Raw genomic sequence first — 19,085 nt, 5'->3', positions numbered from 1 at the left:
GGCGGTGCTCGATCCCGGTCGGGAGCCGGTCAGTCGGCCAGCCGAGCCGCGGGGACGCCGGGGTCGCGCCCGGAGTCCACCACGGCGTCGATCTCGGTGGACCCCTTGCCCGACCCGACCGTGCGGTTCTGGATCTGGTTGAGCGACCAGTTGCCCGGCAGCGGCTCGAGCTGGTTGCCCGCCCATGCCGGCGACATCCCGGCGACGAACGAGAAGTGCGCGAGACCGGCGCCGCTCACCGCGGTGCACGTGGCACGGGATCCGTAGACGCCCGCCTTGTACAGGTTCCCCCGGTCCCGCAGGCCGGTGGCGACGCCACGGAAGTACGGGACCACGAGTGACTCGTCCTGCGCCGCGGTCGCGTCGAAGTCGGCGGCGAAGTAGACGGTGGTCTGCTTCGGGATCCCGAGTCGGCGTGCGGCATCGTGGGCGCGGTGGGCGTCACGCACACCCTGCTCCTCGGTGAACCACGAGGCGGCGAACCCGCCCTCCTCGAAGATCGGCCACAGCCCGAGCCCGGCGTTCGCCATCACGCGGAGTTCGTCGGGGGTCAGGGCCTTGTCGAGTGCCCCGGAACGCTGGTGGTTCGTGAGGTACCGGCCGACGCTGGTGGCGCCGGACGCACGGACGGCGGCCGCCCGGGCGTCGTCGAGGCGCACCGCGGTGTCGGTACCGGTGGTGGCGCGGTCCGGGTCGCCCGTGCTCGCGGCGAGGGCGGCCCACGTACCGGCGTCGCACGTCCCGGTCTGTTCGGCGGGCGGGAACGCCTGGAACTGCTGGAAGGCACGGACCACCGCGGCGTCCGCAGCCGAGTAGGTGCTGCTGAACACGACGCGCTCGCCGTTCAGCACCAGGAGTGCCTTGACGAGCAACACCCAGGCGCCGGTGGTCCCGACCCCGACGACGCTCGGTCCCGCGGCACGGAGCGCGGCAGCCGTCCCCGGTCCCCAGGCGCCGTCGACCGTGACCCCCACCGCGACCTGCACCGCGCGGATCGCCGCAGAGTACGTGCTCGTGTCGACGAGCCCGCTCGTGCTGCCGTACGCGCCGCCGGTCGCCTCGGCGTAGGTGCGGTTGAGGTACTGCTGCACCGTCCGCACGGCGCGTGACCCCCCGTCGGCGAGGCGGACCGGGTCGACGGTCAGGAGGGCGCCGAACAGGTGGGCCGACAGCGGGAGTGCGCCGGGCTCGGCACCCAGGTCGGACCGGAGTGCCTGCACGGCCGTCACGGTGGCCGCGTCGTACTCACCGGTGAGTGTGACGTCCGACGAACCCTTGCAGACGAGTCCTGCCTGGACGAGCCGGCACCAGGTCGCGGCGTCGTCGCCGGTCTCCGAGCCGACGTCGCCGTGCTGCTCGAGCTTCCGACGGGTCGTCGGCCCGAACGTCGCGACGACGGGGGAGATGCCGAGGAGCGACTGGGTGCCCTGCACGATCCCGAGGACGGTCCCGCTGCCGGTCAGCCCGTCCTCGTCGACGTGCACCCACCCGTGCAGGTGCCCGAACGTCGTGTTGAGCCAGCGCTGCACGGCGAGCACACCCGGGTCGGCGGAGCCGGAGGAACCGGTCGATCCGGCCGCGCCGGAGGGGGTGGCGGCGTCGGCCGGGGCCGCGAGCGCGGTCGTGACGAGCGGGACGGCGGCGGTGATGCCGATGAGCGCAGTTCGGCGCGAGATGTGCACGGGGGTGCCCCTTCAGTTGCCTCGAGCGTCCGCTGGCCGTCGATCGCGCTGTGCGATGCTGATGGCCGCGGTGTGGTCCGAGCAACTTCGTCCCTCAACTTGGGACGGTCCTGCAATTCGGCAGACGATCGTCTGATGAAGCGCTCAGTCCGTGTCGTCCCCTGCGACAGCGACCGCTCGCCGGACACCCTCGACGTACTGTTCGGGTCGTTCCCATGCGGCGAAGTGACCGCCCCTGGGGAACTCGATCCACTCGACGACGGCGAAGAACCGCTCGACGAACTGCCGGGGCGCGTTGACGAGGTCCGCCGGGAACACCGTCATCACCGTGGGGACCTCGATCCGAGGCCAGTCCTTGGCCGCTGGACTGGCGTACGGGGTGAAGGACGTCCCGATCGCGCCGGTGTACCAGTACGCGGCGATCCACGTGACCACGTCGTCGAGGGGGAACGCACCGGCACGGCCGTCCCCGTCCCCGTCGGTCCACTCGACGAGCTTCTCGAGGATCCAGGCCGCCAGCCCGGCGGGGGAGTCGCCGAGACCGACCGCGAGGGTGTGCGGGCGGGTGGACTGCTCGTGCATGTACCCGCCGGAACGCTGCTGCCACCCGTGGCCACGTTCCACGTAGGCCCGCTCCTCGTCGTCGAGGTCCGTCGGCGGGTCCACCAGGAAGTGGTACTGCGACAGGTCGGTCAGGTGGAGCGCGGTGACGTGTGAGCCGTGCCGGGCAGCGAGCGCCTCTGCCACGTCGCAGCCGACGTCCCCGGCCGAGACGACGTACTGGTCGTACCCGAACTCGGCCATCGCGGCGGCGACGGCGTCGGCCATCGCGACCGCTGACAGGCCCCCGGGTTCCACCGGCGCGGCGAAGGGGAAGCCCGGCAGAGCCGGGGCGACGACCGTCAGGTCCGGCACCAGGGGGAACACGTGCTCGAACCGCAGCACCGAGTCCGGCCACCCGTGCAGGAACAGGACCACGGGCGCATCGGGTCGATCGGCTGCACGGACGACCGCGCGGATCGGTACGGCTGTGTGCTCGGTCTCCTGCCAGCCCCAGCCGGCGATGCGGTGTTCGTGGGCGCGCCAGTCGTGGTCGTCCGCCCAGTGCCGGAGCGTCTCGGTCAGCAGCTGCTCGTCGACGCCGCCGTCGTGGCCGAGCGCCGGCCGGGTGACCGCGCGGTAGCGGCGGAGCCGATCGACGAGGTCGCGAACCGCGGCGTCGCTGACCCGGCTGGGGACGTGTTCACGCATGCTCGCTCCCTGGTGACGTGGACCCGACCGTTCCAGTCTTCCCCTGTCCGGGCGACGCGTCCAGGGTGAGGCGGGCTGTACCGGAGGGCTCAGCGCGCGAACGCCGCCAACCGGTCCTGCAGCGCCCGCTCCAGGTACGGCTCGAGCGACGACGCCCACGTCGCCGTGATGTGCGTGCTGTCCCGGTACACGAGGACACCCCCGACGACCGCCGGGCAGGTGGTGTCGGTGCAGTAGTAGCGGCTCAGGTCGATCGACGCCGCTCGACCGCCGGCTGCGCGGAAGGCCGCGACGGCCTCGACGGACGAGTCGGTCCGGCCGAGCGCCTCGGAGCGGGACCGGTCGCAGACGTCCGTCGTCGGCCCCGACATCGTGCTCAGACACGCGACCACGTCGGGCCGCGGGACCGGGTTGTCGCGGATCGCGATGACGGGCAGCTCGTCGCCGGCCGCCTGCTCCCACGCATCGACCAGGCCGTTCCGGGTGGCAGTGTCGCGCGCCGGCCCCGGCGGCAGGCTGACGGGCATCTGCGTGGTGGAGTGGGTGACGACGAGCGCGTCGGCGTCACGGTGCTCGCGGACGTAGTCGATGGCGGCGTGTTTCCACGAGTTGCAGCCGCGCATGGACGAGGGGCTCAGTGAGTCCTGCTGCGCGGTGGTGAGGTAACAGCCGCCGGTGCCGGCCAGGTCGATCCGCCAGCCGTTGTCGTCGGCGATCTTCTCGTACGCCCCGATCAGTGCGTTGCTGTGCGAGTCCCCGACGACGATGAGGTGCTTGGACCACCCGGTCTCCTTGCCGAGGACGCAGGGGCGGAACGTGCCGCTCCAGCACTCGGCGCGGTTGTCGTCGTCGTCCTTCGCCACGGTGGGGGCGGGTACGCGGACGTCGGCGAGCTCGGGGTCGACGCAGGGTTCGTCGAAGCCGATCCGGGCGGCGGCGCCGAAGCAGGACTCGTCGTCGTCCTCCTGCTCGGCGGTGACCTGCTTCGTGACCGTGGTCGCGTTGACCTCCTGCACGTACACGGCGGTCAGGGTGGCGGCCCCGAGCGTCACGACCGTGAAGCTGCAGATCACGGTGAGCGAGACGACCCCGCGCGGCTGCAGGTCGCGGAGCCAGGTCGAGAACCGGACGGGCTCCTCGAACCAGATCGTCGTCACGGTGGCCAGGCCGACCGCGACCAGGAGCACGGCCGTGCCCGTCGCCCAGTCGAGCGGGCGGCCCAGCATGATCGGCAGGATGACGACGAGCGGCCAGTGCCAGAGGTACAGCGCGTACGAGATCCGGCCGAGGAACGCGACGGGCCGGAGCGCACCGACGTCCTCGAACTCGGTGCCCGCACCGAACAGCACCACGAGGGTCGCGCCGGCGACCGGGAGCAGTGCCGCGATCCCGGGGAACGCCGTCTCCGGGGTGATCACGACGAGCGACAGGGCGAGGGCCACGACACCCACGCCGGTGGCGACGAGTCGCACGCGCCGGGCGACCTCGGTGCGCACCTCGGGCAGGCGGACGGTCGCGACGAGGCCACCGAGCGCGAACTCCCACGCACGGGTGCCGGTGGAGAAGTACGCGACGCCGGGGTTCGTGGCCGTCTGCACGATGCTCCACAGGAGTGACAGCACGACGACGCTGCCGAGCAGCATCCGTGCCGTCACCAGCGGGGTGAACCGCCTGCGCGCGAGCGCCCCGACGCCGAGCAGCAGGAGCGGCAGGAGGATGTAGAACTGCTCCTCGACCGACAGCGACCAGAAGTGCTGGAACGGCGAGGGGGCGTCCGACGAGGCCAGGTAGTCGACCGCGTTCGCCGCGAGCTCCCAGTTCTGCAGGTACACCGTGGAGGCGATCAGTTCGCGCCCGTACTGTCCCCACAGCGCGCTCGGCACGGCGACGAGCACCGCGACGCCCGTGACGACGATGGTGAGGAACGAGGCCGGCAGCAGCCGTTTCGCCCGGCGCGACCAGAACCGTCCGAGCCGGATCGTTCCCGTCGCGAGCTGTTCCCGCAGCAGGAGCCCGGTGATCAGGAACCCGGAGATCACGAAGAAGACGTCGACCCCGACGAACCCGCCGTGCAGCGCGCCCGGCCACAGGTGGTACACGACGACCGCGAGGACGGCGAACGCGCGGAGGCCCTGGATGTCCCACCGCGTCCTGTCGCGCGCTCGGTGCGCGGGGCCCCGCTCGCCCGGCGTTGCAGTACTCACTGCGTCGATCCTAGGAGACGTGGACGGCTCCGCCGGGCGTTCTCGACGCGGACGCTACGATCCTTCTCCAGAGGGGGGCCGATGGACCTGCGCTGGTTGACCGCGTCCGACGACGAGTTCGCGGCGGAGACGGCGCGACGACCGCGGATTCGCCGCCCGCGACAGGCTCCGCGGTGGTGGAACGCGCTGCTCCTGGCGATCGAGGTCCCGCTCGCGTGGCTCGCGTCCGCGCTCGTGGTCTGGGGCACCGGGCTCGTCCACAACGGCGCGGGTGTCGGTGACGTCGTCCGCTGGGTGGCTTGGTTCGTGGTGCTCGTCGCCGGTGTGGTCGGGCTCGTCGTGCTCCTGGTCCGGGGCGAACGGCCTCGGCCCCTGCGTCCGGACGAGGCTCGGGCAGCGCTGACGGGGGAGGCCAGTGGGTACCCCGCGCGGCCGGTCCGTCCGAAGCCGCTCGACTCGATGATCACCCCGCGCTACTCCGGCATCCGCGTCCACCCCCGGTTCGGCACCGCCCCCGTGCACATCGACGGCGTCCCGGACGTCGAGTTCGGCTGCGTCCAGCGGCGCTGGATGGTCTCGCGGGACTGGACGTACCTGACCGTGCGGCTGCCCGGACCGTTGCCGCACCTGCTCCTCGACGCAACGGCGAACGACGGTCGTCGCAGCGACCTGCCGGTGGTGCTCCGTCACCGGCAACGGATGTCGCTGGAGGGCGACTTCGACCGGCACTTCCGGGTCTGGGCGCCGGAGGACTACGGCCAGGACGCGCTGTACGTCCTCACCCCTGACGTGATGGCAGCGCTCGTCGACCACGCGGCCGGCTGGAACGTCGAGATGGTCGACGACCGGCTGGTCTTCTCGGCGCCGGGGATCGCGGACTGGTCGCGCCCTGCGCCGTGGATGCAGGTCGAGGCAGTCCTGGGCGAGGTCGTGCCGCGCATCGTGCGCGCCGCCTCCCGGTACCAGGACGACCGATCGCTGCTCGACGACGGGCACGCCGACGCGATCGCCGCCGCGGGGCGTCGCCTGGTGCTCCGCGACCGGCGGAAGAGCCGTCTGCGAGCGACGTGGGCGGGGGCCGCGTGGATGGGCCTCGTCTGCGTGTCCTGCAGCGGGCCGTTGGCCGTCGCGGTGGTCGGGTCGATGTCGGTCCTCGACCACTGACCGTCGGCGCACGTCTGCGACCTGGCCCCGGTGCGGACGGGAGGCCCGTGGCGGTGTCGCCACGGGCCTCCCGTCCGTCAGGTGGCGCGTCGACTACGCGACGGTCGCGCGCGCCTCGGCCAGCGACGGGTAGTCGGTGTAGCCCTCGGCGGTCGCGCCGTAGAAGAGCTCCGGACGCGGCTCGTTGAGCTCGGCGTCGTGCTCCCAGCGGTGCGCGAGGTCCGGGTTCGCGATCGCGGCGCGGCCCACGGCGACGGCGTCGGCGTGGTCGCCCTCGACGATGGCGATGGCCTCGTCGCGGGTGGTGAGCGCGGAGAAGCCCGAGTTCACGATGAAGGGCGCGCCCGCGGTGCGGCGGATGTGCTGCACCAGCTCGCCGGTCGGCTCGGCGTGCAGGACGTCGACGAAGGCGAGTCCGAGCGGCGCGAGGCCCTCGGCGACTGCCGTGTAGGTCGCGCGGACGTCGTCGGAGTCGTCCTCGATGACGCCCTGGATCCCGTGCTCGGGCGACAGGCGGATGCCGGTGCGCTCGGCGCCGATGGCCTCGACGATGGCCGTGGTGACCTCGATCGCGAAGCGCGCACGATTCTCGGGAGAGCCGCCGTACTGGTCCGTGCGGGTGTTGGACACCGGCGACATGAACTCGTGGACCAGGTAGCCGTTGGCGCCGTGGACCTCGACGCCGTCGAGCCCGGCGGCGATCGCGTTGCGGGCGGCCTGCACGAAGCCCTGCACGGCCTCCTGCACCTCGGCGGTGGTCAGCTCGTGCGGGACGGGCATGTCGGCCTTCGAGCCGTCGGCCAGGTGCGTCTGCCCGGGGGCGGCGATGGCGGACGGGGCGACGATGCGCGGGGTCTGCGAGATGTCGGTGTGCGAGACGCGGCCACCGTGCATGAGCTGCATGACGATCGTGCCGCCGGCGGCGTGCACGGCGTCGGTCACGCGGCGCCAGCCGGCGATCTGGTCCTCGGTCTCGATGCCGGGCTGCCCGGGGTACGAGCGGCCCTCCTGCACGGGCCAGGTGCCCTCGGTGATGATCATGCCGAGGCCGGCGCGCTGCCGGTAGTGCTCGACGAGCAGGTCGTTCGGGACACCGTGCTCGCTGGCGCGGGTGCGCGTGAGCGGGGCCATGACGATGCGGTTCGACAGGGACAGGGCGCCGATGGTGGCGGGTTCGAAGAGCTTCACGTCAGGGGGAACGACGTGTTGCCTGGTGCAATTCCGCTTCGGAGGAGTTCTTCAGGCGGCGCGTCAGTCGCGCGGGCAGACCAGCGTCGACGAGCGCACCTGGCCCTCGGGGCGGATCACCTGGTGCAGGGACAGGGGCTTGCCGCAGATCGGGCATCCGCGGTCGACCGTGCGGTCGTCGATGCCCTCGGGGCGACCGGCGCCGATCTGCGAGGGGCCCATCTTGTTGATGAGCGTCGTGTTCCACCGTTCGTACCACTGGCCGAAGCGTCCCACGGGTCTGTCCTCTCGATTCGTTCGTGCACGAACCATTATGGCACCGATGCCGTCGGTTCACACCTGGTCGACGCGGTCCAGCAGCTCGGTGAGCTCGTCCTTCAGGGACTCGAGGCGGGCGAGCGGCCACCCCAGACGATCGGCGACGGCCAGCGGGACGGCCTGTGCCCGGTCGCGCAGGGCGTGCCCCGCCGTCGTCAGGGACACCTCGAGCTGGCGTTCGTCGGCAGCGCTGCGGGTGCGGCGGACGTAGCCGGAGGTCTCCAGCCGCTTGAGCAGTGGGCTCAACGTCGCGGAGTCGAGCCGCAGTTCGCCGGCGATCTCGCGCACCGACCGCGGGTCCCGCTCCCACAGGGCGAGCATCACGAGGTACTGCGGGTGCGTCAGGCCCATCGGCTCGAGGAGGTCGCGGTACAACCCGATGACGCTGCGGCTCGTCGCCGCCAGCGCGAAGCAGAGCTGCCGGTCGAGCGCGAGCGGGTCCGGTGCGGTCTCGGTCATGCGTTCAGGGTACTTCGTTCGTGCACGAAGTGGCGTGGTCGTCGCTCGTGCGCGGGGGAGAGCGACCATGTCGCTGTCGTACGACGACGACAGTGTCGCGTCGGGGCAGTGGCGCAACGGCCTGGAGGCCCGGGCCGACCCGTGTGGGTCGGCCCGGGCCTCCAGGCTGGTTGCGTCGACTACGCGCGGTGCGCGGGCGGGTGCCCCGAGTCGTGCGTGGTCGCGTCCGGCTCCACGGGGAGCGCGTGGGTGCCGGTGCGGGTGTCCTCGTGGCCGGCGACGGGGTGGGTGCGCTCGAGCTTCGCGCCCTCGACGTCGACGTCCGGCACGATCCGGTCGAGCCACTTCGGGAACCACCAGGCGCTCTTGCCGAGCAGGTGCATCGCCGACGGGATGAGCAGCATGCGGACGACGAAGGCGTCGATGAGCACACCGAACGCCAGCCCGAAGCCGATCGGCTTGATGGTCGAGGACTCCGAGAAGATGAAGCCCGCGAACACCGAGATCATGATGATCGCCGCTGCCGTGACCACCGCGCGACCCGCGTGCAGACCGCGCTGGACGGCCACCTTCGCGCTCGCGCCGTGGGCGTAGGCCTCACGCATGCCGGACACCAGGAACAGCTGGTAGTCCATCGCCAGACCGAACAGGATGCCGATCTCGATGATGGGCAGGAAGCTCAGGATCGGTGCCGGGTCGTGCACGCCGAAGACCGAGCCGAGCCAGCCGAACTGGTAGATCGCGGTCAGGCCACCGAACGACGCCAGCACGGACAGGATGAACCCGGCGGTGGCGGTGATCGGCACGAGGAACGACCGGAACACGATGATCAGGATGATCAGTGACAGTCCGACGACCACCACGAGGTAGAGCGGCAGGACGTTCGACAGCTTCTCGGACACGTCGATGTTCGCCGACGCGTTGCCCGCGACGCCGAGGGTGACCCGGCCGTCGTCGGTGGAGACGGTCTGCTCGCGCAGGTCCTTCACGACGTTCTCGGTGGAGACGCTGTCCGGGCCACCAGAGGGCTTCACCTGGAACGCGATGATGTCGCGGTCCTTCGAGGCACCGATGGGCAGCACGGCCTCCACGTCGTCGTTCTTCGCGATCGCCTGGCCGATGGTGACCTCGGTCGCGGTGACGTCGCTCTTGCTGATCGACTCCGGCAGGGTCGCCACGACGAGCAGCGGACCGTTCTGACCGGCGCCGAACTCCTTCTCGAGGGTCTTGTAGGCCTTGTACTGGCTCGACTCGACGGCCTCGGACGACCCGCTCGGCAGGCCGAGGCGCATCTGGGTCGCGGGCAGGGCGATGGTGCCGAGCACCGCGACGCCCAGCACGAGCGTGATGACCGCGCGCCAGCTCGACATCGGCTTGTTCGGGATCCGCGTCGAGTCGGTGTTGCCGATCTTCGCGCGTTCCTTCCTCCGCAGGATCCGCATGCCGATGAGCGACAGCAGAGCCGGGGTGAAGGATGTCGCGATGAGGATCGCGAAGAGCACCGCGACCGCACCGACGGTGCCCATCAGGCCGAGGAACGGGATGCCGGTGATGTTCAGCGCGAGCAGCGCGACGATGACCGTCGCACCGGCGAACACCACGGCGTTGCCGGAGGTGCCGTTGGCGAGGCCGATCGACTCGTGCACCTGCATGCCCTGCTTCAGCTGGGTCCGGTGCCGGTTCAGGATGAACAGCGAGTAGTCGATGCCGACCGCCAGGCCCAGCATCACCCCCAGCACGGGCGTGACCGAGATGAACTCGACGACGCTCGAGAACGACAGCGCGGTCAGCGACGCGACGCCGACGCCGAGCACGGCGCTGACGAGCGGGACCGCTGCGCCGATGACCGTGCGGAGCATCAGCAGCAGCACGATCGCGGCGATGATGACACCGCCGATCTCACCCGGGCCGAGGATCGACGGGACACCCTGCGCGATGTCGTTCGAGACGTACACGTTGACGCCCTGGATCTCGGCCGACTCGGCGTCGTCCGCGATCGCGGTCTTGGTGTCCGCGGGCACCTCGTAGGTCGACTTCGTGAACTGCACGGTGCCGATCGCGGCGCTGCCGTTGTCCGACACGAAGCGGATGTCCTTCGACAGGTCGAGCCGGTCCGCGTTCTCGTCGAGTTCCGTTTTGCCGTCTGCCAGTTTCTTGGCCGCCGCATCGAGTTGCTGCTGGCCGGACTCCAACGTCGTCTGCTGTGCGTCGAGCTTCGCCTGGCCCGCCGCGATCTGCTGCTCAGCTGCTGCCGCTGCGGCACCGGTCAGCGCCTGAGCCTGTGCCTTCTGTGCGTTGATCTGCTGCTGGGCCTGTTCGATCTGCTGCTTGCCCGCATCGATCGTCTTCTGCTGGTCGCTTAGCTTCTTCTCGTTGGCCGCGAGCGCAGCCTTGCCGTCGGCGATCTTCTTCTGGCCCTCGTCGAGCTGCTCCTGCGTGTCGAAGCCGCTCGTCGTGCCCTTGACGCCGTCGAGCTTCTCGAGGCTGGTCAGGAAGTCGTCGATCTCGGACTGCTGCGAGGACGAGAACGCCTTGCCGTCCTTCGTCTCGAAGACGATCGTGCCGTTGCCGCCGTTCGCCGACGGGAACTTGTCGGCGAGCTGGTCCTGCACCTGACTGGTCTTGGTGTTCGGGATCGTGATCGACGACGAGATCGTGCCTGCGAAGAGCGTGTACGTGACGCCCGCGACGGCCATGATCACGACCCAGGTGATGATGACGAGCCAGTGGCGTCGTGCGGAGAACCGTCCGAGACGGTAGAGGAGACCGGCCATGCGGTTGCCTGCGGTCCTTTCGTTGTCAGGTGCTGGTGGTGCGGGGTGCGCCGGTGGACCCCTTGGGGAGGAAGAGTGTCAGTCGTTCGCCATGTAGCCGCTGCGCACGCTGTGCACGAGTCGTGCGAGCAGGTCGTCCCACTCGTCGAGGGCGGGCTGGTCGAGGGAGGGTCCCGACGTCGCCAGCCAGTGCTCCGCGATGACGACGATGCCGCTCATGAGCCCCTCGACGAGCAGGGCGGCGTCGAGGGGGTCGGCGGCCGGGTAGCGCCGGGCGACCTCGTGCCGGAGCCGTTCGGTCACGCGCGAGAACGCCGTCTGGGTCAGGACCGCGGCCTTCGGGTCGTCCTTGCCCGGGTCGCCGAGGATCCGGTACATGCCGGCGATCGCCGGGGCCAGATCGGCGCCACGGGCCGCTGACTCGAGCTCGTCGAACATCGACGCTCGGCTGCCGTCGCCCACCGGGGTCCGGGCCATGTCGGCGAGGAACCGGTCGATGATGACGGACAGTTCCTGCTCGCACACGGCCAGCAGGACCTCGTCGAGGGAGGCGAAGTGGTTGAACACGGTCCGCCGGGCGATGTCGGCGCGGGCGGCCAGGTCGTCCACGCTGAAGTCGCGACCGCCGCGCTCGTCGATCAGGTCGCGGGCCGCCTGCAGGATCGCCGCACGGTGCTTCGCCTTGAGGGCGGCACGGCGATCGGTCGCGATGGTCACAGGAAGGAACACTAGGTGCATCGATGCACTCGGTGCAACGAGGCTGGGTGCTTCCCCAGGTTCGTCCCCCGGTGCAGAACGCCTGTGCTGAACCGCTGTTCCGTCGGGGGTGGCGGGTGCCAGACTGGGCGGACGCACCGCTGCCGCACCGCTGCGGCACCGCCGCCCGACCGCCGCCGTACGAAGGAGTACCCGATGCCCGTCCGCCTGTCCCCGGAGACCCTCGACGAGATCGCCACGAGCGGTGTCGCCGTGCCCACCTACGACCGCGACGGCATCACCGCCGGCATCGTCCACTTCGGGGTCGGCGGGTTCCACCGCGCACACCAGGCGATGGTGATCGACCGGCTCCTGCAGCGCGGCGAAGCCCGCGAGTACGGCATCTGCGGGGTCGGCGTGCTCGAGCAGGACCGTCGGATGGCGACCGCGATGGCCGAGCAGGGTGGCCTGTACACGCTCGTCCTCAAGCACCCGGACGGCACCCGCGAGTCCCGCGTCGTCGGCAGCATCGTCGAGTACCTGCTCGCCGTGGACGACCCCGACGCCGTCGTCGAGAAGATGGCGCACCCGGACACGAGGATCGTCAGCCTGACCATCACCGAGGGCGGCTACAACTTCGACCACGTCACCGGCGAGTTCGTCGCCGACGAGCCCGGCGTCGCGGCCGACCTGCGCGGCGACGGCCCGCCCCGCACCGTGTTCGGCCTGGTCGTCGAGGCGCTGCGCCGGCGGCGGGACCGCGGACTCGAGCCCTTCACCGTGATGTCCTGCGACAACATCCAGGGCAACGGGCACGTCGCACGGTCGATGTTCACCGCCTACGCCCGTCTGCAGGACCCCGCCTTCGCGGGCTGGATGGACGAGCACGTGTCGTTCCCGAACTCGATGGTCGACCGCATCACCCCGGTGACCGCCGACGAGGACCGCGCCTGTGTCCGTGACGAGCTCGGCATCGACGACGCCTGGCCCGTCGTCGCCGAACCGTTCTTCCAGTGGGTGCTCGAGGACGACCACCCCGCCGGCCGTCCGCCCTACGAGGACGCCGACGTCCAGCTCGTGGAGGACGTCGAGCCGTACGAGCTCATGAAGCTCCGGCTCCTCAACGCCAGCCACCAGGGGCTCTGCTACTTCGGGTACCTGTCCGGGTACCGCTACGCGCACGAGGCCACGCAGGACCCGGCGATCGCGACCTTCCTGCGCCGTTACATGGACGAAGAGGGATCACCGACGCTGCACCCCGTCCCCGGCATCGACCTCGAGGACTACAAGGCCACCCTCATCGAGCGCTTCCAGAACCCCGAGGTCCGCGACACCCTCGCCCGTCTCTGCGCCGAGTCGAGCGACCGGATCCCGAAGTGGCTGCTGCCCGTCGTGCGCGAGAACCTGGCTGCCGACCGTCCCGTCACGCTGTCCGCCGGCATCGTCGCGTCGTGGGCCCGCTACGACGAGGGCACCGACGAGTCCGGCGAACCCATCGAGATCGTCGACCGGCTCGCCGAGCCCCTGCACCGCATCGCACTCACCCAGCGTGAGGACCGGCTCGCCTTCATCGCGAACCGCCAGGTCTTCGGCGACCTCGTCGACGACGAGCGGTTCGTCGCCGCGTACCGCGACGCCCTCGACGGGCTCATCACGGACGGCGCGCACGCCACCGTGGAGCGCCTGTCGCGGTCCTGAGACGCGACCGACCGACGGACTGGAGGCCCGTGGCGGCGCCGCCACGGGCCTCCAGGCCGCCTTCCGCCCACGTGACGGGCGCGGGGACGGCGGTTCGTCTCCGCGCGCTGACGGTTCCGGTTCGTGAACCCCGAGGATCGTGAACCAGAACCGTCAGTCAGCCGGTGGGCGGTCCCGTCCCGCCGCGCCGCTCAGGGGCGTTGCACCGCCGTCGGGCAGGATCGGGCCGTGCGACGCGGGACGAAGACGATGACGGCAGCCCTTGCGACCGTGGTGCTGATCGGGCTGGTGGGGTGTTCGGGGGAGTCCGGTGGCGGGCCTGGGGTTCCGGCAGGGACTGGTGGGTCGGCGACGGCGCCGTCAGCAGCGACCCGCTCTGCGGTGTCGACGTCCGACGCTGCGACCACACGGGCTTTCGGCGCGCTCGAGCGGCGGTACGACGCACGGCTCGGGGTCGCCGCGATCGACACCGGGAGCGGTCGGACGATCGTGCACCGTGCGGGGGAGCGGTTCGCGTTCGCGTCGACGGTCAAGGTGTTCATCGCGGCCGCGGTCCTCGACGCCTCGTCCGACGCCGACCTGGCGACCGTCGTGCACTACGACCGCGGTGATCTGCTCGAGTACGCGCCCGTGACGCGCGAGCACGTCGACACCGGGATGACGGTGCGCGAGCTCGTCGACGCTGCGCTCCGGTCCAGCGACAACACCGCGGCGAACCTGCTGGTGGAGCGGCTCGGTGGGCCGGAGGCCGTCGAGCGGTGGTTGCGCGGCATCGGTGACCGGACCACGAGCGTCGACCGGGTCGAACCCGACCTCAACGAGGCGACCCCGGGCGACCGACGGGACACGACGACGCCGGAGCAGTTCGCGGCGGACCTCCGGACCGTGCTGCTCGGGGACGTCCTCGACGCCGCCGACCGGCGGGTGCTCCGCGACGCGATGCTCGGCAACACGACCGGCGACGCGACGATCCGTGCCGGGGTGGACCCCTCGTGGCAGGTCGCGGACAAGACGGGGACGGCCTCGTACGGGGTCCGGAACGACATCGCGATCGTGACGCCACCGGGGCGGGAACCGATCGTGCTCGTGGTGATGACGAGCCGGGCCGTTCCCGGTGCGGAGCCGTCCGATGCGCTCGTCGCCGCGGCGACCCGTGCGGCGCTGGCGGGGACGGACGACTGACGACGCACCGTTCGCGGGGCTAGCGGAGCGTGGTCGCCCAGCGCCCGATTGCGTCGTACGCCCGTTCCCGGACGTCCGGGGCGGACAGGACCACGTCGTGCAGGGCGCCGGCGAGTCGGCGGACGGTGACCTCCTCGCCGAGCGAGAGTGCACGGTGCGCCACCGTGTCGACGTTCAGGGCGACGTCGGCCCGCGCCATCCCCGGGTCCCACCGCGGCTGGAGCATGCTCTTGTCGCTCAGCATCACCAGGGTCGGAACCCTGATGCCGAGTCCCTTCTCGACCTGCGCCTGCCCGTCGAACACCGCGGCCAGCCAACCCGGGTGCAGCGGGAAGCCGCGTTCCGGACGCCACTTCTGGTCGTAGGTCCACGACCCCTCGCCCTCGGCGGAGACGGTCCGGGTGTAGAAGCCCGGATCGACCGCGGGCATCGGCGCGAGGGGGTTCCGTCGTGCGCCCAGCTTGATCACCGGTGCGACGATCGCCCGTCCCACCGCGGTCGCCTGGAACTCGAGCCACGGGCTGTTCAGCACCAGGCCGTGCACGAGCTCCGGGTGCCGGGCCGCCCAGAGTGACAGGGTCAGGCCGCCGGTCGAGTGGCCCATTGGGACGAGTCGGCGGCGGTCCGACCCGGGGTGCTCGGCCGAGATGGCGTCGAGGGCCGCGGCGATATCCTCGTCGTACACGGCCAGGTCGTCGACCATGCCCGGCGTCTGGTGGGGCCGGAGGCTCCGACCGTACTTCCGCAGGTCGAGCGCGTGGAACCGGGCGCCGAGTCGTTCGAGCCGTTCGGCGAGCTCGACCTGGAAGAAGTAGTCCGACCAGCCGTGCACGTACAGCACGTCGACGCCGTGCAGGGGCCCGCGACCGTGCAGCAGCATGTCCGTCGGAGTGTGCCGGCGGCGGACCAGGGTGGCGACGATGGGCCCCTCGGAGTCGGCGCCGAGCGGCAGTTCCAGCCGCTCGTACGGTGTTCCGAGCACGTCCTCGTGCCACCCCTGGTCCGTCATGCGCCGAGCGTATCCGGCGTGGCTGCGGGTGGTGGCGGTGCTGCGGTTCACTCGGCCAGGACCACGACCTTGCCGGTGACGCGTCCCTCGCTCGCCTCGGCGTGCAGGGCGGGCAGTTGGTCGAGCGTGATGCGCCGCGTGACCTCGACGGTGAGCGCCCCGGCGTCGACCAGGGACACCAGCTCGGTCAGCCGCGCACGGTTCGGCAGGACGAACACCGTCGCCGCGCGGACCCCGCGGGACTCGTCGCCCGGCGTGGCCATGAACGCCGTGGTGCTGACGACCGCGCCGCCGTCCCGCACGAGCGCGACGAGTGCTGTGAACTCCTCCGGGTCGATCGGGGCGAGGTTGAGGAGCACGTCGACGGGTTCGGTCACGGCGGTGTGGACGTCGGTCGTGGTGTGGTCGATCACCTCGTCCGCTCCGGCCGCCCGGACCGCGTCGATGCTGCGCGGGCTGGCCGTCGCGATGACGTGCACCCCGGCGCGGACGGCGAGCTGGATCGCGTACTTGCCGACGACGCCGCCTGCGCCCATGACCAGCACGCGCTGGCCCGCCTCGAGCTGCCCGTCGTCGAACAGCGCCTGCCAGGCGGTGAGCGCCACCGACGGCAGTCCCGCCGCGTCGGCCAGCGGGATGCTCGTGGGTGCGGCGACCACCGCATCGGCCGGCGTGACGACGTACTCGGCCGCCCCGCCGTCGCGCTCCATCGGCAGGAACGCGACGACGGCGTCGCCCACGGTGAGCCCCTCGACGTCGTCGCCGAGCGCGTCGACCGTGCCGGAGACGTCGTAGCCGGGCACGTGCGGCAGCTCGATCGGGATGGGCAGGAACCCTGCCCGCATGCCGTTGTCCGCTGCGCTGAACGCCGACGCGGCGACGCGGAGTCGCACCTGCCCGGCTGCCGGAGTGGGCGTCTCGACGTCCTCGATGCGGAGGACCTCGGGACCGCCGACCTCGTGGAACCGTACTGCCTTCATGATCGTGCCCTTCGTCATGTGGTGCCGGGGTGCTTCGAGTTCGAAGCAACTGATACCGACGCTAGCACTGCTTCGAAGTCGAAGCAACAGGTAGGATGGATCGCATGACCGAAGCGCCGAACTCCGTGTCCCCGACGCAGCTCGCGGCCTACTTCGCCTTCACCGAGGTGAGCGGCCTGCTGCGCCACGGCATCGAGCAGCAGCTCCGCGACGTCGGCGGACTCAGCTACGTCCAGTTCCACGTGCTCGCCCGCCTCGGTGATGCACCCGGCGGCCAGCAGCGGATGACCGACCTGGCCGACGGGGTCGTCTACAGCCGGAGCGGGCTGACCTACCAGGCGCAGTTGCTCGAGCAGCGCGGGCTCGTCACCCGGGGGCCCTCACCGGACGACGAACGCAGCACGGTCGTGACGATCACCACGGCGGGTCGCGACGTCCTCGCCACGGTCTTCCCCGGACACATCGAGGCGCTGCACACCCTGCTGTTCGCGTCGATGTCGGACGCCGACGTCGACGCCCTCGCGCGGATCCTCGGCCGCGCGGCGGAGCACCTCCGGGCGAACCCGCCCCGATCCGCGGGTGCGCGACGGCGGAGCTGACAACAGCACGACGGCCGACTGCTCGGGTGGGAGCAGTCGGCCGTCGTTCGATCAGGAGCGGTCGCTCCCGCCGACGTCGATCAGTTGTACGAGGCGAGTCGGTTCGGTGCGGTGTTGCCCACCGGTGTCGGTACGGCGCCCCCGACGCCGTTGATGATGCTCGAGATGGTGCCGGTGTCGCCGAGTGAGACCGTGACGAGCCCGTGGGCGCGGACGCCGGCCGTCTGGGGGACCTCGAACGCCCGGTCCGCGTGCACCGCGGGGTTCGCGTTGAAGAAGGCGTAGACGCCGCCGCCCCAGATCTCGTGCTTCGTCACGGACGACGCCACCTTGTACGCCGCGTAGCCGGCGCCGGTCGGGCTCCGCCACGAGGCGTTGTCCGGCACGTCGTACGGCATCTCGTTCTGGAAGAAGATCGTCCTGCCGTTCTCACCGTTCCAGAGCACTTCGTACTTCTGGTAGTGCTCGACGAAGAGTCCGGTCGCGAGGACGTCGTTGCCGTTCACCTCCACACCGGTCGCACCGGTGTTGACGGTCCAACCGGTGGGGGCACCGCCGTGGTCGGCACGCCAGGCCCAGACGTGGTCGACGAGCGTGTCGTCCGCGTTCACCTGCAGCGTGGTCGTCGCCTTCCCCTGCACACTCGAGCCGACGCGGAAGAACACGTCCTGGATGCTCTGCGGGTCACCGGCGTGGTCGACGTGCGATCCGGAGCTGCCGAGGCGGACGAGCTGCGCGCTGTTCTGCGTGCCGGCGTCCACGACGAGGTTCGACACGTTCACCCCGGCGACGTCCGTCGAGGTCAGGACCGCGTTGCCCCTGGTCGGGACCAGGGTCGGGAACCCGATGCCCGTCACGACGGTGTCCGCCCGGGTGACGGTGATCGCCGCGTCGAGCTGGTACGTGCCCGGCGTGAAGAACAGGTTGAGTCCCTGCGCCAGTGCGGCGTTGATCGTGGCCGCCGAGTCACCGGGGTGGGCGACGTAGAAGTTGCGCATCGGGATGTCGGTACCGGCGGTGTTCGGCCACGTGACCCCGCTCGCGTTCTGCTTGAGCGACGGGACGAACACGTGGTACTTGTTCGACGAGTCCACGTACAGGTACGGCTTCTCACGGGTGATCGGCGTCGTGGCGAGCGTCGTGTAGCTCTTCGAGAAGTCGTTCGCCGGGGCGCCCTGGACCCCCGAGAAGGTCATGTTCCAGTTGCCGCCCTGCCACGACCCGATCGCGGAGTTCCGCGTGTACCACTGCTGCTGCGACCCGGAGGTCACCGTGCCGTCCACCTTCGTGTCGGCGATGTAGCCGCCGGACGAGTACCCCTGCCCGCCGTCCTGGTTCGACGGCCCCATCGTGAGGTTGCCCTTGACGTGCACCCGTCGCATCGGGGCGGCCTGGGACACCGCCCACCGGTCCGTGCCGCTCTCGGGCGCGATCGCCACGTTCTCCACCGATCGCCAGAAGTTCTGGGTGGCGTTCTTCTCGTCACCGGCGTTCCACCCGGAGTCGACGTTCACCGCGCCGTTGATCGTGACGTCGTCCGGGTTCTTCCCCAGGCCGGCGACGGACGTGTAGAAGCCGAGGTTCGCCCAGACCCGGCCGTAGGTGCCGGGCTTGAACAGGAAGGCGTGCCGCTGCGCGCCGAACTGCGCGGTCATGCTGCGGAGCTGGCTGTCGAAGGCGGCGTCGACGTCGGCCTGGATGGTCGACGCGGGCACCGTGGGGTCGTAGATCTTCACGTTGCTGCCGAAGTCCGGGGTGTCGCTCGTGGCGACCGCCTGGGCCGAGATCGCCGGAGCCAGTGCCCCCACGACACCGATGCCCAACGCGATCGCGAGGATCCGGTTCATCCGTCGTTGCATGATGCTCGATTCGTCATCGTGC

The 19,085-nt window shown here is 71.0% G+C and carries 15 protein-coding genes; 4 read left to right on the top strand and 11 right to left on the bottom strand.

The features are described 5' to 3' along the window. Window positions 1–29 precede the first annotated feature (29 nt). The 3 genes from KK097_RS18615 to KK097_RS18610 form a co-directional block, all read right to left on the bottom strand. Window positions 30–1,682: a glycoside hydrolase domain-containing protein gene (locus KK097_RS18615; RefSeq protein ID WP_214544007.1), complete on the bottom strand. Its 1,653-nt coding sequence runs from the start codon at window positions 1,680–1,682 to the stop codon at window positions 30–32. 144 nt (window positions 1,683–1,826) lie between these two features. Beyond that, entirely contained in the window at window positions 1,827–2,933 is a 1,107-nt protein-coding gene (locus KK097_RS05790) for an alpha/beta fold hydrolase (protein ID WP_214544006.1), read from the bottom strand. Between the two features lie 89 nt (window positions 2,934–3,022). Further along, window positions 3,023–5,137, bottom strand: a complete 2,115-nt coding sequence (locus tag KK097_RS18610; RefSeq protein WP_214531159.1) for an acyltransferase family protein — start codon at window positions 5,135–5,137, stop codon at window positions 3,023–3,025. A gap of 81 nt (window positions 5,138–5,218) precedes the next feature. Here KK097_RS18610 and KK097_RS05780 point away from each other — a divergent pair, with 81 nt between their 5' ends. Further along, complete coding sequence (locus KK097_RS05780) at window positions 5,219–6,301, top strand: DUF3137 domain-containing protein (RefSeq protein WP_214544005.1); 1,083 nt, start codon at window positions 5,219–5,221, stop codon at window positions 6,299–6,301. A 93-nt stretch (window positions 6,302–6,394) separates the two neighbouring features. Here KK097_RS05780 and KK097_RS05775 read toward each other — a convergent pair whose 3' ends face one another. The 5 genes from KK097_RS05775 to KK097_RS05755 form a co-directional block, all read right to left on the bottom strand. Further along, window positions 6,395–7,489, bottom strand: coding sequence for an alkene reductase (locus tag KK097_RS05775; protein ID WP_214544004.1), 1,095 nt, complete (start codon window positions 7,487–7,489; stop codon window positions 6,395–6,397). 63 nt (window positions 7,490–7,552) lie between these two features. Continuing rightward, window positions 7,553–7,765, bottom strand: coding sequence for a hypothetical protein (locus tag KK097_RS05770; RefSeq protein ID WP_214531163.1), 213 nt, complete (start codon window positions 7,763–7,765; stop codon window positions 7,553–7,555). A gap of 57 nt (window positions 7,766–7,822) precedes the next feature. Then, window positions 7,823–8,266 (bottom strand): MarR family winged helix-turn-helix transcriptional regulator, encoded by a 444-nt coding sequence (locus KK097_RS05765; RefSeq protein WP_214544003.1) that lies wholly within the window; start codon window positions 8,264–8,266, stop codon window positions 7,823–7,825. 179 nt (window positions 8,267–8,445) lie between these two features. Continuing rightward, the gene (locus KK097_RS05760; protein WP_214544002.1) at window positions 8,446–11,040 is read right to left on the bottom strand and encodes an MMPL family transporter; all 2,595 of its coding nucleotides are present in this window, start codon (window positions 11,038–11,040) and stop codon (window positions 8,446–8,448) included. Window positions 11,041–11,118: 78 nt separating this feature from the next. Continuing rightward, entirely contained in the window at window positions 11,119–11,757 is a 639-nt protein-coding gene (locus tag KK097_RS05755) for a TetR/AcrR family transcriptional regulator (RefSeq protein WP_214544001.1), read from the bottom strand. Window positions 11,758–11,952: 195 nt separating this feature from the next. Between KK097_RS05755 and KK097_RS05750 the strand changes: the two genes are divergently transcribed. After that, window positions 11,953–13,434 carry a mannitol dehydrogenase family protein gene (locus tag KK097_RS05750; RefSeq protein WP_214544000.1) on the top strand — a complete coding sequence of 494 codons (1,482 nt, stop codon included), beginning with the start codon at window positions 11,953–11,955 and terminating at the stop codon, window positions 13,432–13,434. Window positions 13,435–13,815: 381 nt separating this feature from the next. Beyond that, entirely contained in the window at window positions 13,816–14,616 is an 801-nt protein-coding gene (gene bla / locus KK097_RS05745) for a class A beta-lactamase (protein WP_307858340.1), read from the top strand. Window positions 14,617–14,635: 19 nt separating this feature from the next. Here the strand turns inward: bla and KK097_RS05740 are convergent, their stop codons facing one another. Together KK097_RS05740 and KK097_RS05735 are read right to left on the bottom strand one after the other, a co-directional pair. Next, window positions 14,636–15,625, bottom strand: coding sequence for an alpha/beta hydrolase (locus tag KK097_RS05740; protein ID WP_214543998.1), 990 nt, complete (start codon window positions 15,623–15,625; stop codon window positions 14,636–14,638). 47 nt (window positions 15,626–15,672) lie between these two features. Beyond that, entirely contained in the window at window positions 15,673–16,605 is a 933-nt protein-coding gene (locus tag KK097_RS05735) for an NADP-dependent oxidoreductase (protein ID WP_214544024.1), read from the bottom strand. A 104-nt stretch (window positions 16,606–16,709) separates the two neighbouring features. On the opposite strand from KK097_RS05735, the gene KK097_RS05730 reads away from it, so the two are divergent. Beyond that, window positions 16,710–17,204 carry a MarR family winged helix-turn-helix transcriptional regulator gene (locus KK097_RS05730; protein WP_214543997.1) on the top strand — a complete coding sequence of 165 codons (495 nt, stop codon included), beginning with the start codon at window positions 16,710–16,712 and terminating at the stop codon, window positions 17,202–17,204. Between the two features lie 80 nt (window positions 17,205–17,284). On the opposite strand, the gene KK097_RS05725 is transcribed toward KK097_RS05730, so the two are convergent. Further along, entirely contained in the window at window positions 17,285–19,051 is a 1,767-nt protein-coding gene (locus KK097_RS05725; RefSeq protein ID WP_214543996.1) for a pectate lyase-like domain-containing protein, read from the bottom strand. Window positions 19,052–19,085: the final 34 nt, after the last annotated feature.

It is taken from the genome of Curtobacterium flaccumfaciens, assembly GCF_018598405.1.
Classification (GTDB): domain Bacteria; phylum Actinomycetota; class Actinomycetes; order Actinomycetales; family Microbacteriaceae; genus Curtobacterium; species Curtobacterium aurantiacum.
The sequence above is the reverse complement of the archived record's forward strand: the minus strand, read 5'-3'. Positions and strand labels throughout refer to the sequence as shown.